This is a genomic window from Treponema sp. SP13 (genome assembly GCF_050938355.1).
In the GTDB taxonomy this organism is placed as follows: domain Bacteria; phylum Spirochaetota; class Spirochaetia; order Treponematales; family Treponemataceae; genus Treponema_D; species Treponema_D socranskii.
The window spans coordinates 47,553-63,338 of record NZ_JADOVM010000008.1 but is presented as its reverse complement, the minus strand read 5'-3'; the positions used below and the strand labels follow the sequence as shown (position 1 = coordinate 63,338).

Below are 15,786 nucleotides of genomic sequence, written 5' to 3'. Positions count from 1 at the left end.
ATAGAACAGCAAGCGGAAACGGCGCGCTTTATTGACGCCCGTCTTGCGTCAAGGAATTTGCAAGCACCGTTTCGACTTGTTTCGGTTTAACAAATTTGACGCGGAGTTTACCGTTCGCATATTCGACCGAAGCGCTGTTCGACTTTTCCCCTCCACCCGAAAGGATTTCGACGGAAAGCGGATCTTCGATCTCTCTGCGGATAAGGCGGCGCATCGGGCGGGCACCCAATTCGGGTTCGTATCCGTGCTCGATGAGGTATTCCCGCGCTTTCGGCTTTACGGAGATGACGATATTTTGCTCACGCATTCTGTCGGCAAGCTCTTTGATCTGTATGTCGAGTATCTGTCCGACTTCTTCTTTCGTAAGCGCGCCGAAAACGACGACGTCGTCGATGCGGTTTAAAAGCTCGGGACTCAGCATCTTTTTCAATTCCCCGAGCGCGCTCGCTTTTATATCGTCGTACGACAAAAGCCCTTCGCCCGACGGCAAAAACCCGACGCGGCTTCCGCTCGTAATCTGCCGCGCGCCCGCGTTGCTCGTCATGATGACGACGGTATTTCGAAAGTTTACGGTGTGGCCGAGATTGTCGCTGAGTTCGCCTTCTTCGAGCAGCTGCAAAAGCAAATTGAATACGTCGGGATGCGCTTTTTCGATTTCGTCGAGGAGGACGACCGAATACGGATGACGGCGCACCGCTTCGGTGAGCACGCCTCCCTCTTCGTAGCCGACATAGCCCGGAGGCGCTCCGACGAGCCGGCTCGCGTTGTGCTTTTCCATATAGTCGGACATATCGATACGCACAAGCATATCTTCGCTGCCGAATAAAAATTTCGCGAGCGCTTTTGCAAGCTGTGTTTTTCCCACTCCCGTCGGGCCGAGAAATATAAACGAGCCGAGCGGATGCTTCGGAGAGGAAACGCCCGCCCTACTCCGCCTCACCGCGCCTGCGATGAGGTGTACCGCTTCCGCCTGCCCGATAACGCTTTTATGCATCTCTTCTTCCATGTGCACGAGGCGTTTCGTTTCCGACGAATCGAGCTGTTCGACGGGTATGCCGGTCATCGCGCCGATAATGCGGCAAATATCCTGTTCGCTCACGTGTTTCCTGTTTTGCAAATTGCTGTTCCGCCAATATTCGCTGTACAGGTCGAGCCGCCTGCGAAGTTCGAGCACTTTGTCTCGCACGATGGCCGCACGTTCGTAATCCTGTTCTTCAACGAGGCGCCGTTTTTCCGCCGCAAGCTTTTCGATGCTCCGCTCCACTTCCGCAAGCTCCGCAGGTTTCGCTTCTTCCTGTATTTTTTTTGCCGCGCCCGCTTCGTCGAGTATGTCGATCGCTTTGTCGGGAAGAAAGCGCTCGGGGATATAGCGCCGGGAAAATTTGACGATCGCCGGAATCACGTCGTCGTCGAACACGATGCCGTGAAAATCTTCGTAGCGTTTTTTTATGCCTTCGAGAATGCGCACAGTATCGTCGTCCGTCGGCTCTTCAACTTTAACCATTTGAAAACGGCGTTCGAGAGCGGAATCCTTTTCGATATAGCGGCTGTATTCCTTTGTCGTCGTCGCACCGATGATTTGTATCTCTCCGCGGCTCAATGCGGGCTTGAGCATATTCGATGCATCCATCGTCCCTTCAGGGCCGCCCGCACCGATGATCGTGTGCAATTCGTCGATAAATAAAATGACATTTTTATCGTCTCGAACTTCTTTCATCATTTTTTTCATGCGGTCTTCGAACTCTCCGCGGTATTTCGTACCCGCAATGAGAGCCGCCAAATCGAGGGAGAGGATGCGTTTTTTAAGCAAATTATGCGGTACGTTTCCCTTTGCGATGCGCTGGGCGAGGCCTTCGACAATCGCCGTCTTGCCGACACCCGGCTCTCCGATAAGTACGGGATTGTTTTTCGTGCGGCGAGAAAGCACTTGCACGATGCGCTGTATCTCTTTGCTCCGTCCGACGACGGGATCGTCTTTTTCTTCCCGCGCAATCTTTGTGATGTCGCGGCTGAACTCGGAGAGGAATGTCCGCTCGCTTCTGCTTTGCCGGACTTGGCCTTGCGCCGCCGGACGGCCGATATCCGACGAAGGAAGAGATGCGCTCGCAGGTGTACCGAAAAAATTCTCAAGCGCGGTTTTTGCAAACGAGCGCGACGCTTTTTCGTTTACCGACGAAGGGGAATGCGCTTGGATTTCGGGGACGATGCGCCGCGCATCTTCGATCGTTATGTCGGCATTTTCGAAAAATCGCGCCGTCGCGCTGCCCTCTTCTCTGATAGCCGAAAGCACTATGTGTTCCGTCCCCACATAATCGTTTCCGAGCGCACGGGACTCCATGCCTGCGATATCGAGCATCGCTTTTAAGCGGCGGCTCGGCGGCAGATCCGAAAGGGCGACGGATGCCGGATTCGATTTAAATTGCCGTTCGAGCGCGCGCTGAAACGAAAGCGTATTGATGCGGAGCGAGCGGAGCAGCGTATAGCCCAGTCCTTCCGCACTTTTCAAAAGCGCAAGCAGTACGTGTTCCGGCAAAAGTTGATCGGCGCCGCTCTTCCGCCCTTCATCCTGAGCAAGGGCGGCGACAAGACGCTGTGCGCGCGGTGAAAATCCGATTCCGTTCATCATATCCCCCAAAGATTACAATTACAAATTGAATTGCACGGCTTCAAAAGCTTCCTGCACGATGAGCGCGCGCAGCCGTTCGATTTTCAAGCGTGTATCGTTTTGAATATCCGCTTCAAACGAAAAGCCGCCGTTTTTCAGCAAAAACTCAAGGTGTCCGTCCTGCACGCGGTAAAGCAGACTGCACAGAACGCCGTCGTCGATCCCCTGCAAAATGCCCGAATCGAGTCCCCATTTGACCGCGGAGACGATCGACACGCTCTGTTTGAGCGAAAGGAGCACGCTGAACTTCGCTTCGGCAAAAGCGCGCAGTATGATATTGCGCACCTGTGTCGATTTATTTTCGGCACATCGCTTCCGAAACTTGCGCTCGGCTTCCGCAAGATATTTTCCCGCGCTTTCAACGCTCGCCGTCTGATCGAATTCGCTGCCCGAAAGCGACGAAGCGGTTGCGATATCGTAATACGATCCGAGCGATACGCCGTAGCCGTCGCCCGAACCGTATACCGAAAACACGTCGAGTCCCTTTGCGCGCACGTCGTTGAGAACCGCATCCGCTTCTCCTGAAAACGTAAGGGAGGGCAAGTGGACTCGGATCGAAACCTTCATGCCGCTTCCCGCATCCGAAAGGATCGACGTGAGATAGCCGAATTCGTAGGAAGCGGCGAATTGCAGCGTCTTTTGCATACCGTCGTCGCAAAGGCGGCACTCATCGAATGCACCAGCACAATTTAAGCCCGGCTCAAAAGACGCGATGCGCACGTGGTCTGTGCTGTTGACGCGGCACGAAAGACGCCCGTCTCCCTTCATGACGATACCGGAAGCCCCGCTGCCGTCGAGCACGCCGCGCTCTTCCAAAATCTTTTTTGCGAGAGCATCGAGCATCTCCGTATTCACGACGTGATAATCGTCGGGATTTTCAAAATGCGAAAAAGCATCGAACACAAGCGTCTGCACGCGTTCGGCTTCGTCTTTTTTTTCAGCCGACGGAAATAAAAAATCGGCGAGGTTCCGCGCAAGGCGCACGCGCGTGGACACGACGACATCCCCGTCATTTCCCGCATACGAATACCACGGTCTGCCGGCAGGGACTGCGGCGCTAGGCATTTTCCGCCCCCGTACCGGCGTCCGATCCGTCGGCGACCGCCCCCCGTTCGAGGGCGCGCAGGTAATCGCGGTAAATCGCCGCTTTTTCATAATCTTCGTTTTGTATCGACTGTTCGAGCTTCGCTTCCAAATCGATGCGGTCGGTCAAACGCGAACGGAAAGTCGCGATCCGTCTCGGCATCGAACCGGTATAAGTGCCCGTAATGCCGTGCTTCGCCATCAACGCCGGCAGTTCGGATTTGAAAGTTTCGTAGCATTCGGGACAGCCTGCTTTGCCGGATTTTTTTATCGCGGCAAAACTCGTACCGCAAACTCGGCAAAGCTTTCCCGCTTCCATCGTACCGATAGCTTCCGTCTTTGCGACGGCGTCGAAGAGCGAGCGGATCGATTTTTGAATGCGTTCGGGATCGGGCGACAGACCGTTTTTCACGGCACATTCCATGCAGATATGGATTTTCTTTTGAGATGTTTTCGTTGTCTGTTCGATAAAGAACACCGCTTCGCGTTTGCGGCAAAAATCACACAGCATAGCGCACTCACTATATCACACTTTGCGCAATGTTTCGAGCGGCTTTTCATTACCGGCTCTGTACGCCGGAATGACGGAAGCCGCAAGCGCCAAAAGCACCGTCGATACGACGATCACTGCCGTATCTCGGAACGGGATGACGACGGATATCTCCGAAAGGTAATAGGCGGGATCCATCAAATCGATATGCGCAAGAGAATTAATATCGTATCCTCTTATAATATACAAAAATTTTGCCGCAGCGTTTACGCTTTTTTCAAAAAAAACGATGATGCTCTTTACGTTTACCGCGCACGCGAGTCCTATCGGAAGACCGATGAGCACGCCGCCGAAACCCGCAGCCGTTCCCGCAGCGAGAAACGCGAACGCGATGCCGTGCCGGGTGCCGCCGAGACTTTTTATAACTGCGATTTCACGCCGCTTTTCGGCAACGAGCATGACGAGCGATGATGAAATATTGATCGACGCGACGAGCACAATGAGCAGCATGATAAAGACGAGCATGATTTTCGTCGAAGCGAAATTTTCATACTTGTCCAGATTGAGTTCATCCCAGCGGTAAAAGTCGGCATCGAACGGAAACGCATCGCGCAGCGAATTTTGAACGCGCACGAGTTCGGGAGAAAACGCGTTTTCGGTTTCGACAAGCACCGAATACGCTCCCGTTCCCGCCCTGATGATATCGAAACCCGTATCGAGCGGCACAAAGAGCCACGCCGCATCGAGCTCTTGATACCCCGACGAAACGACGGCGGCGACGGAAAGCAAAGCCGCTTTCGGCAGTACCGTTCCGTCCGCATTCGCTTGAGCGGTTATCAATCGGAACTTATCGCCCGAGCGGATGCCGAGCCGCTTCGCCGTCTCTTCTCCGACAACGGCAGCTTTCGCTCCGTTTTTAAAATCACCGATATCGCCGTCCGTGACGCGAAAGAGAGAAGCGAAGGATTTGTTTTCCGTAAAGACTTCAGGCAGGACGGCGCGCACTTGCACACCGCACCGATACGAAGCGCCTGAGGCGAGCGCGGAAGCGTCGATTTCGGGATAGGCATTCGTAACGCCTTCTACCGTTTTAAGACGGGACGCAAAACGCGTAAAAGAAGCTGCGTCCGAAACGAACGGAGAAGACGATTCGACGGCCGCTTCGATGTGAGAGCTTGAAAGACCGATGATGCGTTCCGTCATCCCTTGAATCATACCGTTCGAAACGGCGAGTACGACGATGAGCGGTACGAGACTTATGCCGATGCACAGAAGAGAGGCCGAAAGGCTCTGCCGCGCGGCCGAACTTTCACCTTTCGGAAAGAGGATGCGGTATGCCAATAAAAGAGAACTCTTTATCGTCATACTTCAATCCGCCGCTTCGAGTTTTCCGCCGGCAATCGAATAGCGCACCGATCCCTTCGCCGCCAAGTTTTGATCGTGCGTTACCATGATGAGCGTTTTGCGGTATTTATCCGCAATCGAAAAAAGCAGGCTTCCGACGATCTCAGCGTTCACGGGATCGAGGTTTCCCGTCGGTTCGTCCGCGAGGATGAGATGCGGATCGTTGATAAGAGCGCGTGCGACCGCAGCCCGTTGGCGTTCGCCGCCCGAAAGCTCGGAAGGCAGATGGTGCAGGCGGTCTTGAAGACCGACATCTTCGAGCAAACGCTCGGCGCGGCTTATCGCGTCTTTTTTTGAAACGCCTGCCATATATGCCGGAAGATAGACGTTTTCAAGAGCCGTAAAATCCTTTAAGAGATAATGAAATTGAAACACGAATCCGAGAAAATGCGAGCGGTAATCGGCTTGCGCGTTTTCATCGAGAGATGTGATATCCCGGCCTCCCGAGTGCACGATACCCGACGTCGCCGAATCGATGCCGCCGATGATGTTGAGCAGCGTGCTTTTGCCGCAGCCGCTTTCTCCGGTAATGACGACTTTACTGCCTTCTTCGACCGAAAGGTCGAGCGCTTTTAAAACGGTCAGTGTCTCTCCCGTCGAGACATAAGTTTTTTCAAGATTTTCGATATGAACGATTTCACTCATCGTGGAGCACCTCCGCAACCGTCATTTTCAAAATATCCCTGCTCGCAGCGTACGAGGCAGCAAGAGGAGATGCGATACCGAACAGCGCGATCATAAAAACTTCAAACGGAAAGATACGCGCGGGAACGGCCGCATAGAGCATAAACATCGGATTTTCGCGGATAAAGGCCGCGCTTTCGGGTGAAAACAAAAGCGTAAAAAAATACTGCGTACGGTACAGCGCTTCCGACGCGAACAAAAATACGCCCCCGATATTGACGCAGATCAAAAGTCCCAAAAGTACGCCGCCGACGGCTCCCGCACAGCCGGTAAAAAATCCGCGCAGAATAAAGATCGATTTGATTTCGCCGCCTTTTCCTCCGAGCGCCGCCAAAATCGAAATCTCGCGACGCCGCTCGTAAACCAGACGACGCATACCGCTGTAGATATTGATCGCAACGACGACAAAGATCAACAGCACGAGGATCATGAGCATATTTTTTTCCACGCGAAGCGCACCGAAAAATGAACGATTATATTCCCGCCACGATACAGCCGTAAGTGCCGGAAAGGATGCATTGATTTTTCCGATGATATGGGAGTCGAACGATTCGCGCCGCAATTTTACGCCGTATACTTTTTCGGCGCTTCGCCCGAAATTCTTTTTTCCCGATTCGAGGTTGATAAATGCGTAGGATGCGTTTATATCGGCATAGCCCGAATAAAAAATACCGGCAACGCGAAAACGTCTCGTCCGCGACAGGAGCGCAACATCGCTTCCTCCCGAAAGCGCGAGCAGCGTCACTTCACTTCCCGTCCGCACGCCGAGCGAATCGGCAAGGGACGAGCCGAGCACGATTTCGTCTTCGCCTTCGATCGAAAAGCTGCCTGAAACCATGAGCACTTCCCGTGCAAACCCCGCGTCCCTTTCCGCGATATCCCGAGGCAATGCACGGATGAGGGCAGGTGCCTGTCCGCCCGAAGAAGCGGCCATAAAGCTCTGCGCTTCGTAAAAGGGTATTGCCGAAACGATGTCTTTTTCGCTTTTGCACCACGACGCAAAGCGCTCCTCCGTATCGTCCGTCACGCCGCGCACTTGAATGTGATACGACGAAACTTCCATGATCGCATCTTTGAATTCCATTTGAAAGCCGTTCATAACGCTCATGACGACGATGAGCGTCATAATGCCGAAACAGATCCCGAGAGAAGCGAAAAAGGACGTCACCGCCGAGCGGCCGTTTCTGTCGACTCGCGAAAATCGTCTCGACACGAAAGCGATCCAGCGAAAACGAAATATATTATTAATGTTTCGTATCATATTTTTTCGTCCGCAGTACGCGGTCTCCGTTTTTTATCGTTTCGCGAATCTTTTCCCCTGCGGCATACTCCGAAATCACGGTATATCCGTCATCGAAATAGAGCGTCGTTACGTATGCATCGTCTTGCGCGTATACCGTCTTTATGCGCAGCGTTCCGTCTTCATAAAAATAATAATCGGGCTTTTCTCCGCCTGCGGCATAGTCGTATATTTTTTTTTGCACGCGCACGGCGGCAAGCTGCGATTTTTTTTCATCGGCGTATTCATAGCGCGATTTTTCTTCTTCGAGAATTTTATTTCCATCCGCATAAAGCCGCGTCATCTTCGTGTCGGGAATCTGCGTGCCGTCTTTATCGACAAAAAAATCGGTACGGGAAATCACTCTCCCCTCATCGTCATAAAACCTTTCCTCTCGGCAGCCTTCCCTTTCGGTCACCGAAGATGCGGGATACGCTCCCTCCGTTTTATAATAAAAGGTTTCGGTGCTTTCGCGCACGCTTTCCTTCGCCGTCGAAGCGATCTTCCATACGTCGCGTTTGACAAGGCGCATGAGAGCGTCGTAGGTTTTCCGCACCGCCGTTTTGCCGGATGCGTTTACCGTAACGCTCTCATCGTTTGCGGCCGAAAGCGTAAAGCGCTCCGCATCGAATGCAAAAGCTTTGAGCTTTCCTTCGGCATCGAGGGAAAACCGGCTGAGGGCATCGCTTTCCGTGCCGTCCGCGTTCGGCGATTCGCCGGCTCCCGTCTGCACGGCAACGAACGCGAGACAGCATAGTATGAATGCAGCTCTCCGGTTCACCTTATTCCGATCCTAAAAATTCTTTTACGTAGCGTTCGGCGCTGAACGGTGCGATATCTCCGTATTTTTCTCCGGTACACACAAAGGCGACCGGAATACCGAGTTCTTTGCCGACGGAAACGGCGATGCCGCCCTTTGCCGTCGAATCGTATTTTGTCAAAACAAGCGCGTCGACGGAAACGGCTTCTCCGAAAACTTCCGCCTGTCTGAACGCGTTTTGTCCCGTCGTCGCATCCACGACGAGGATACGTTTATAGCAACCTTCGTCGGCTTTTTGGAGACAGGTACGGTCGATCTTTCCGAGCTCGCGTACGAGGTTTTCTTTATTGTGCAGCCTGCCCGCCGTATCCGCAAGCACGAGCCCCCCGCCCTTTGCTCGGACGGCGTCTGCCGCATCGAAGACGACGGCAGCGGGATCCGATCCGTGCTGATGGCTTACGACGCGCACGCCGAGATTTTCCCCGTGCAGGGCAAGCTGTTCGATCGCGGCGGCGCGGAAGGTGTCGGCTGAAGCAAGCACCACTTCGCCCGAAATCGCATCTTTAAACGCGTTCGCAAGTTTTGCGCTCGTCGTCGTCTTTCCGACACCGTTTACGCCGAGCAGCATCCACACATTCGTTTTGCCGGAAACGGGAGCGAGAGAGACTTCTTTGACGCAGCGCAAAAGAATCGCTTCGAGTTCGTGCATGACTTCGTCTTTTCCGTGCGCATGATTTTTTTGACAGGCGACTCTAAGCTCGTCCGCGATTTCGACTGCCGCCTTTGCGCCGACATCCCCTTCGATGAGCGCATCGGTTAAATCGTCGAACAAATCTTCATCGTCTTTATCGCGTCCTCCGAATAAATCGCGCATCCGCTGCGCAAAAGAAATCTTTGCCATAATATCTCCGTTATCTTCCGATCGAAATCGACTCGGCATCTCCCGCATCGTCAATTTTGTCGTCTTTTACGACACGGGCGCGGGCGGGAAGCACTTTATCCGCAGCGATAAAATACCGCACGAGTTCATATATACACCATGCCCCGCATCCGATAGATATGCCCGTACACACTTGAGATGCACTCTGCCACTTTTTTGCGCTTTCGATATCCGTATAGCCTTTCGAATACGCGATGCTTTCGGTATAAAAAGTGCCGTAGGTATAAAACGTCGCCAAAAGGGATGTGACAAGCACACTGTACGACGTGTACAACCGGCGGCGACGCCTATCGATATATTTGCTTCTGTCAAAGGGTTCGGCGCGGAACGCAAGGGAAGCGTTGTCTTTGAGCATGCGATACGCGATGTAAAACGGAGCGGCGGATCCGTCTTCCGTGATAAATTGACCGAGCACCGGCTCGTCGTTGATTATTAATTTTATCGGAAGATTTTCTTCGTCCGTTTTTCCCGCTTCCGTTCCGTTTGCAAAGAGCGTTCCGACGATCGGTTTTTTTAAACGGACAAAAAGCGACGACGGATTATCGGGTACGAGTTCCGCCGAAATAGAAAAACTCCTCGCGCCGCGGAACGCATAGGACGTACCCGCCTGTTTAAAACCGGGAGCCGAAAACAAAACCGAATGAACGCCCGCCTGTACGACAAGACGGTCGGGGACTTCCCGGTACACGATATCGTCGACGCTGATCGTGATGTGCTCGGCGGCTTCCGGCGGCGAGACCGTAAAAAGCAATTCCACGGGCATAGCATTCGTTATTTCGGGCGTAAGGAAGCGCGCAATGCGTACGGCAAGCGGACGAATATCCTCAAGGCTCCCGACGTCGGTTACGGTGCCGATAACCTTCGCGCCCGGATACACGATGAGCGACACGCTTACGGAAACATAGCCTCCGTAAGAAGTCATCGTACCGGTTAAAAGCGCGTTGATCTTTGCGGCGACGACAGCGTTTTCAAACGCGCGGCTTTCGTACCCCGCTTTTTTCGCAGCTTCTCCCGCATCGAAGAGCGCGGAAAAATCGCCTTTATACAAACTCACACGTTCACTACGAGGAGTATCGTCTGCATCGCTCCGAAATAAATTAATAAAACGCTCCCTGTCGCTGCGCTCTGCGTCAGGCCTTCTGTCTTCGACAACCGCACCCGCTTCGATGTTTTTTTTGCGCCGCCTCTCGCGTTCCATATCGGGTGCGGCTTTTTCGCGTTCTCGTTCCTCTTCGATAAGATTTTCTTCAATTTTTATTTTCAATTCCGCAATCTTTTTGTCGGCATCCTTCAGTTTCGCTTCCAGCTGCTTTTCGGTATAATCTCCGAGCACGAGAGAATCGCGCACTTGCACTTCCCGCGAAAGCTGCAAAAAGAGATCGATTCTGCTTCGTGAAAGCGCGTATTCGCTTCGGTCGAGCCGCTCTTCAGCCGTCGGCATACGCTCGAGGTTTTCGGCAAGCTGTTCGAGGATAAGGGCGGGAACAGTCCGAGAGGCGGCACCGTCGGACGGAAAAACATCGCGCTTATCGGCAAGCGTAAATTGTTCCGCGCCGATAATCCAATCGGGAGAGGCTGACATCTCGTCGGCGGGCGCAATCGAAATCAAACAGAAAAGATGAATAAAGCCGCAGAAAAAAAATTTAGCGGTGGAACGTCGAAACGGCCGGAAAAATTCGATTTTTGGAAAACTCGAAATCAAATGTTTACACTTCTTCGTCATCGTCTCCGCCGCCTTCCATCGGAAGACCTTTCCACCGGGCAATGAGAAACGCGTCCATAAATTGATCGATGTCGCCGTCCATAACCGCTTGGATATTGCCCGACTCGCATTTCGTGCGGTGATCTTTGACCATCGTGTACGGCTGGAATACATAGGAGCGAATTTGATTGCCCCACGATATGTCTTTTTTTTCTCCGCTGTATTTGGAATTCTCTTTTTCTCTTTGTTCGCGGTAATACTCATACAAGCGCGAGCGCAGAATATTCATCGCGATTTCGCGATTCATCAACTGACTGCGTTCGCTCTGGCACGCGACGACGATGCCGGTCGGAACATGCGTAAAGCGCACCGCCGATTCGGTTTTATTGACGTGCTGCCCGCCCTTGCCGCCCGCGCGGTATGTGTCCACGCGGAGGTCTTCCGGACGGATATTTACTTCGATCGTATCGTCGAGGACGGGATACACGTACACCGACGAAAAAGATGTGTGACGTCTCGCATTCGCATCGAAGGGGCTGATGCGCACAAGCCGATGGATTCCCGCTTCGCACTTTAAATAGCCGTATGCGTAATCGCCCGAAATCTGCATCGTAACGGACTTCAGTCCGCCTTCGGCTTCTTCCTGATCGACGATTTCGATTTTAAACCCGTGCCGTTCCGCCCATCTCGTATACATGCGGCTCAGCATAAAAGTCCAGTCTTCCGCTTCCGTTCCTCCGGCTCCCGCGTGAATCGAAAGGAAGGCGTCGTTCGGATCGACTTCGCCTGAAAGCAGATTCAAAATGTTGAGCTTTTCGAATTCAGCTTTTGTCTCTTCGTACATCTGCTCTACTTCCGCTTCTTCATCCGCACCGCCGCTTTCTTCGGCGAGCTCGAGCATCGCTTCCAAATCGTCCTGTTTTTTCAATAAAACGCGCCACGGCTCGACGCGGTTTTTCAAGCGTTTTATTTCATTCATGACGCTGCCGGCTTTTTCACTGTCGTCCCAAAACCCCGGAGCGGCGGTGAGCGCTTCTTTTTCGGCGATTTTTTTGTCTACGCTCGCAGCGTCAAAGACGCCCCCAAACGTTCATGATATCTTCGCGAAGAGCGGAAACGGGCATTTTTACATCTTCTATCATATAGACACTCCAAAATTAATAATCGCATTTCAAATTAACAACCGACACCATTCAAAATCAACAACCGGTATCCTGATTAATACTATATCGCTTTTTGAAATTGCAATTTTCAGAAATTTTCCTTAGACGGATTTATACCGCCTTCGTTTTCCGTATCGTCCGCTTTCAAAACGCATCTCCGCCATTTTTTACGATGCAGCTCCGTTATGGAAAACATACCCTGCACCGGATACTGATACATGCGCACCGTATCGTAGTAATTCGTCACGCGGTCGATTTCCCGCTTGAGCTGCGAAAGCTGCATGACACCGACGTCGGCGCTTTCCCAGCACGCGCGCTGCACTTTGTGAAATCCGTAATGAGCGAGCACCGAAGCGAGCGACTGAGCCGTATCGACTCCGCCCGGATCGAGAACAACCGATACGAACATATCGTATAAGCATAAAAGAAAGAGCGAATTATGTCAAACGGACGCGCGACAACGAACGCGTAAGAATTGATTTTCGTGCCGTTTCGCGCTATCATAATCTCATGAAACGCTTTCGACCGATTGTCACGGGAATCTTCTTTCTATCCGCAGCTCTTCCCTTTTTTGCCGCCGAGCGTCCCATCGTCACCGGCATAAAAGCCGAAGCCGGGTCGGGAAAACGCATTTTCCTTACGTGGACGCCGCCTCGAAATCCCGAACCCGCCGTCACGTCTCTCGCAGTATTCCGAACGGAAGAGCCGGCCGCGTTTTTTTCGGATCCGGATTCCCTCGTCCCGATCGCAAAGCTTGCAAAAGACAGCGCATCGTTTACAGACAACGTTCCCGACTATAAAGATTATTATTACGCCGTCATCGCCCTTACGGAAAAAGGACGCTACGACATCGTTATCCCTTCGGTAAATGCGACGGTAAACGGCGTGCGCCCGCGGCTCCCGCGAAAAAACGCCGCAAAGGATACGAGCGCATCCGTGCAGGAAAAGCTCTACCCTGAAGGCGCCGTCCGCGAAACGCCGCTTCCTTACATCGATTTGATCGAAAGCGTAAACGAAAACAAACGGACGGCTATGGGCAGAAGCGCGCGCGCACAGGCGCGGCTTCTTGCAGGCTCCGCGGAAACTATGCACAAGATGCTTTCGCCCTATGTGTTCGAAGAAGATTTGATTTCGCCCGACGGAGGCGATGATTATCTTTTATTCGACGTTTTGAAAACGACCTTTATCAAACGAAAATACGCCGATGCCGAAACCGAACTTTTACGCCTGCTTGCGACGAACCGGAGCGAAGCGGTTACGTCCCGAGCGCGTTTTTACTTGGGCGAATCCTACTATTTCAGAGAAAACTACGCCGATGCGGTAAACGCGTTTTTGTACGCGGCCGACGCCTACCCCTCCCTCGCAAAAAAATGGATCGATTCGTCGCTCGACTTCATGCAGCTGCCGAAAAATTAATAATTAATAAATACTTCGGATAATGTCGACGAGCACGGGTTTCCGTCTTTCGCCCAAATCGCCGGCCGGTACCGCTTTCGGCCGTCCCGAGTCGGCGGCACTTCCCGTACCGGCAGACGGCGCATTATCGACGACGCGCGAAGCGTTTCCCGCTTTGCTTTCCGCAGCTTTATCGGGCATCGAAACGAGCACCACTTCATCGCCCGTGTTTACCCGATCGTAAAATCCGCTCTTTACGAACTCGCCTTCCGACACTTCTTCTCCCGCTTCGGTGATCGTAAGCGTACCGAGCGCGTCCCTGTCGGCGTATGTCAATCCGATATTCGAATCCGCCGTTTTGAGCGCACCCTTGGGCACAACGGCGAACACCGCGCCTTTTTGCAGCAGTTCGGATCGACCGACATCGATCAATAAATTCGTCCCGCTCCTGTCGAGGATGTTCCCGCGGACGGGCAAACTCGAAAGGACTGAGGAGCGCAACCTGCGCAGCACGTTCGTATAGCGTCCGCTTCCGGTGCCGTAAAACGACATAGGTCTGACTGCCGAACCCGTACGACCGGAATACATCGCCGCATCGAGGACGATGTCGCGTTCGCCTTCGTCGAACGAAAGCATGATAAAATAATCTTCGCCTGCGCTCTGCGCTTTTCGGTACGCTTCCCCGAAGCCCGAAACGGGAGCCGTTCGTGCGTGCACGAAAGTGACGGAAACGCCCGAAAACATATCGGCGGCGAACTCGGCGGTGATCATCGGAAAATCCGCGTGAACGAATTGTGCGGTATTTTGCGTATAGTACAAACCGATGCGCCAGCGAATTTTATCGAGGTAAAAGGGTTCGACGTTCCACCGCTTTGCAAGCGAATCCTGTAAAAGCGAATCGTAAGCTTCGACGGTGTCGTCCAAGCGCTTTTCGCTCGTACGGCGCGCTTCCGAAGAAACGCTTGAAAGGGGATCACGGTTATCCTGTACGAATTTAAGCTGTTCGAGGCAGAGTTCGTGCAAACCGTTTATGTCGAGCATTTCGGCAAAGGCTCTGCGCGCCGCGGTGTCCGTCGGGTTTACTTTCAGCGCCCGCTGGTACTCGTAGCTTGCGCCCGTGCCGTCGAAACGCTTCATATATTCGCCCGCATTTTTTATGTGCCACTTCGACCATTCCTTTCTCCGCGCATCTTCGATCGGAACGGTTTTATTGACCTCGAGTTCGAGAGCCGCGCGCATCACTTCATCGAAGGGATCGACCGAAAGCCCCGTCGTCCACGTTGCGATCGCCGCCGCCGTATTTCCCTCGCGGTACTGGGAGAGCCCTTTTAAATACCACGCACCGCGCGCGTTCCTCGACCTCGCTATTCTGAAATCCGAAACGTCGATCGCATCGGCGTATTTTTTTTCCGAATACAATATCGAAGCGAGCAGTTCGTAGGCTTTGTCGTAACGGCCGTTTATCTCAACTGCCGTGCGAGCCGCTTTTTCGGCGGCTGAAAGATTGCCCTGCATTGCGGCGAGCTTTGCGCTCATATAATGCACTTCCGCTTCGCCCGAATGACAGCGCAGCGCCTGCGACATATAGCGGGAAGCAGCGGAGCTGTTACCCCGCTCGGCTGAAACGAAAGCGAGACTTAAAAGCGCTTTGCGATTCGACGGATCTCGCTCGAGCGCTTCGGCGTATTTCCCTTCGGCGGCGGAAATCCTCCCGCTGAAAAGGTCGAGCTCGGCCATACCGAATCTCGCGTTGACGTCGTTCGGATACTGCGCCAATATTTTTTCGAATATGAGCCGAGCTTCGGAAAGGTTTCCGAGCGCAATGCGGCACATACCCCGAAGATTTTGTATCGCCGTACTATTTCGCGCATATTTTTCGGCGGACGAAAGATAGCCGAGCGCCGTGTCGTATTGGCCGAGCTGATACGCGCACTCGGCGAGACGAAACCATGCATCTGCATAAGCGGGATTTACGCGCACGGCTTCCAAAAAAAGTTCCGTCGCTTCGTACCACTCTTCGCTGTTCTGTCGTTCGACGCCGCGCGAATAAAATTCGGCAGCCGTCGGAGGAGAAGCAAAAAGCGGAAGCGCCAAAAGGAGAACGCACAGCGCACAGAAAACGGTTTTCCGTTTTTTTTGCGCAGCCGAATCGATGACGGACTCCGTCGATATGTGAAAACGGAAAAAGCGGTTTTTGCCCGCATTCCGCTTATCTGTCATA

Annotated in this window: 13 protein-coding genes; 1 reads left to right on the top strand and 12 read right to left on the bottom strand. The window is 53.1% G+C overall.

Annotation, left to right across the window (positions count from 1 at the left end; all coding sequences use genetic code 11):
* Window positions 1–28: 28 nt before the first annotated feature.
* From IZU26_RS12460 to IZU26_RS12410, 11 genes are all read right to left on the bottom strand, one after another.
* Window positions 29–2,623, bottom strand: a complete 2,595-nt coding sequence (locus tag IZU26_RS12460) for an ATP-dependent Clp protease ATP-binding subunit (protein ID WP_433279416.1) — start codon at window positions 2,621–2,623, stop codon at window positions 29–31.
* Between the two features lie 21 nt (window positions 2,624–2,644).
* Window positions 2,645–3,730 (bottom strand): hypothetical protein, encoded by a 1,086-nt coding sequence (locus IZU26_RS12455; protein WP_433279414.1) that lies wholly within the window; start codon window positions 3,728–3,730, stop codon window positions 2,645–2,647.
* Window positions 3,723–4,259: a UvrB/UvrC motif-containing protein gene (locus IZU26_RS12450; protein WP_310823687.1), complete on the bottom strand. Its 537-nt coding sequence runs from the start codon at window positions 4,257–4,259 to the stop codon at window positions 3,723–3,725. The genes IZU26_RS12455 and IZU26_RS12450 overlap by 8 nt, the downstream gene beginning before the upstream one ends.
* A 15-nt stretch (window positions 4,260–4,274) precedes the next feature.
* Window positions 4,275–5,603: an ABC transporter permease gene (locus tag IZU26_RS12445; protein WP_433279412.1), complete on the bottom strand. Its 1,329-nt coding sequence runs from the start codon at window positions 5,601–5,603 to the stop codon at window positions 4,275–4,277.
* Window positions 5,604–5,606: 3 nt separating this feature from the next.
* On the bottom strand, window positions 5,607–6,287 hold the full coding sequence (locus IZU26_RS12440) for an ABC transporter ATP-binding protein (RefSeq protein ID WP_433279410.1): 681 nt from the start codon (window positions 6,285–6,287) through the stop codon (window positions 5,607–5,609).
* Entirely contained in the window at window positions 6,280–7,587 is a 1,308-nt protein-coding gene (locus IZU26_RS12435) for an ABC transporter permease (RefSeq protein WP_433279409.1), read from the bottom strand. The genes IZU26_RS12440 and IZU26_RS12435 overlap by 8 nt, the downstream gene beginning before the upstream one ends.
* On the bottom strand, window positions 7,571–8,386 hold the full coding sequence (locus IZU26_RS12430) for a hypothetical protein (protein ID WP_310823692.1): 816 nt from the start codon (window positions 8,384–8,386) through the stop codon (window positions 7,571–7,573). The genes IZU26_RS12435 and IZU26_RS12430 overlap by 17 nt, the downstream gene beginning before the upstream one ends.
* Before the next feature lies 1 nt (window position 8,387).
* Window positions 8,388–9,266, bottom strand: coding sequence for a signal recognition particle-docking protein FtsY (gene ftsY / locus IZU26_RS12425; RefSeq protein ID WP_310823693.1), 879 nt, complete (start codon window positions 9,264–9,266; stop codon window positions 8,388–8,390).
* 10 nt (window positions 9,267–9,276) lie between these two features.
* Complete coding sequence (locus IZU26_RS12420; protein ID WP_433279406.1) at window positions 9,277–10,914, bottom strand: hypothetical protein; 1,638 nt, start codon at window positions 10,912–10,914, stop codon at window positions 9,277–9,279.
* A gap of 97 nt (window positions 10,915–11,011) precedes the next feature.
* A protein-coding gene (prfB, locus tag IZU26_RS12415; protein ID WP_433279405.1) for a peptide chain release factor 2 occupies window positions 11,012–12,149 on the bottom strand; the annotation gives its coding sequence in 2 pieces (ribosomal slippage) (window positions 11,012–12,079 and window positions 12,081–12,149; 1,137 coding nt in all).
* Between the two features lie 109 nt (window positions 12,150–12,258).
* On the bottom strand, window positions 12,259–12,579 hold the full coding sequence (locus IZU26_RS12410; protein ID WP_021329760.1) for a hypothetical protein: 321 nt from the start codon (window positions 12,577–12,579) through the stop codon (window positions 12,259–12,261).
* A 101-nt stretch (window positions 12,580–12,680) separates the two neighbouring features.
* On the opposite strand from IZU26_RS12410, the gene IZU26_RS12405 reads away from it, so the two are divergent.
* On the top strand, window positions 12,681–13,586 hold the full coding sequence (locus tag IZU26_RS12405) for a hypothetical protein (protein WP_433279403.1): 906 nt from the start codon (window positions 12,681–12,683) through the stop codon (window positions 13,584–13,586).
* 3 nt (window positions 13,587–13,589) lie between these two features.
* Here IZU26_RS12405 and IZU26_RS12400 read toward each other — a convergent pair whose 3' ends face one another.
* A complete protein-coding gene (locus tag IZU26_RS12400) occupies window positions 13,590–15,785 on the bottom strand; it encodes a tetratricopeptide repeat protein (RefSeq protein ID WP_433279401.1) in 2,196 nt (731 codons plus the stop codon).
* Window position 15,786: the final 1 nt, after the last annotated feature.

What these genes read in the sequence shown, in the direction of transcription:
- IZU26_RS12460 (WP_433279416.1), bottom strand. Translation starts at nt 2,623, where the DNA reads ATGAACGGAATCGGATTTTCACCGCGCGCACAGCGTCTTGTCGCCGCC.
- IZU26_RS12455 (WP_433279414.1), bottom strand. Translation starts at nt 3,730, where the DNA reads ATGCCTAGCGCCGCAGTCCCTGCCGGCAGACCGTGGTATTCGTATGCG.
- IZU26_RS12450 (WP_310823687.1), bottom strand. Translation starts at nt 4,259, where the DNA reads ATGCTGTGTGATTTTTGCCGCAAACGCGAAGCGGTGTTCTTTATCGAA.
- IZU26_RS12445 (WP_433279412.1), bottom strand. Translation starts at nt 5,603, where the DNA reads ATGACGATAAAGAGTTCTCTTTTATTGGCATACCGCATCCTCTTTCCG.
- IZU26_RS12440 (WP_433279410.1), bottom strand. Translation starts at nt 6,287, where the DNA reads ATGAGTGAAATCGTTCATATCGAAAATCTTGAAAAAACTTATGTCTCG.
- IZU26_RS12435 (WP_433279409.1), bottom strand. Translation starts at nt 7,587, where the DNA reads ATGATACGAAACATTAATAATATATTTCGTTTTCGCTGGATCGCTTTC.
- ftsY (WP_310823693.1), bottom strand. Translation starts at nt 9,266, where the DNA reads ATGGCAAAGATTTCTTTTGCGCAGCGGATGCGCGATTTATTCGGAGGA.
- IZU26_RS12410 (WP_021329760.1), bottom strand. Translation starts at nt 12,579, where the DNA reads ATGTTCGTATCGGTTGTTCTCGATCCGGGCGGAGTCGATACGGCTCAG.
- IZU26_RS12405 (WP_433279403.1), top strand. Translation starts at nt 12,681, where the DNA reads ATGAAACGCTTTCGACCGATTGTCACGGGAATCTTCTTTCTATCCGCA.
- IZU26_RS12400 (WP_433279401.1), bottom strand. Translation starts at nt 15,785, where the DNA reads ATGACAGATAAGCGGAATGCGGGCAAAAACCGCTTTTTCCGTTTTCAC.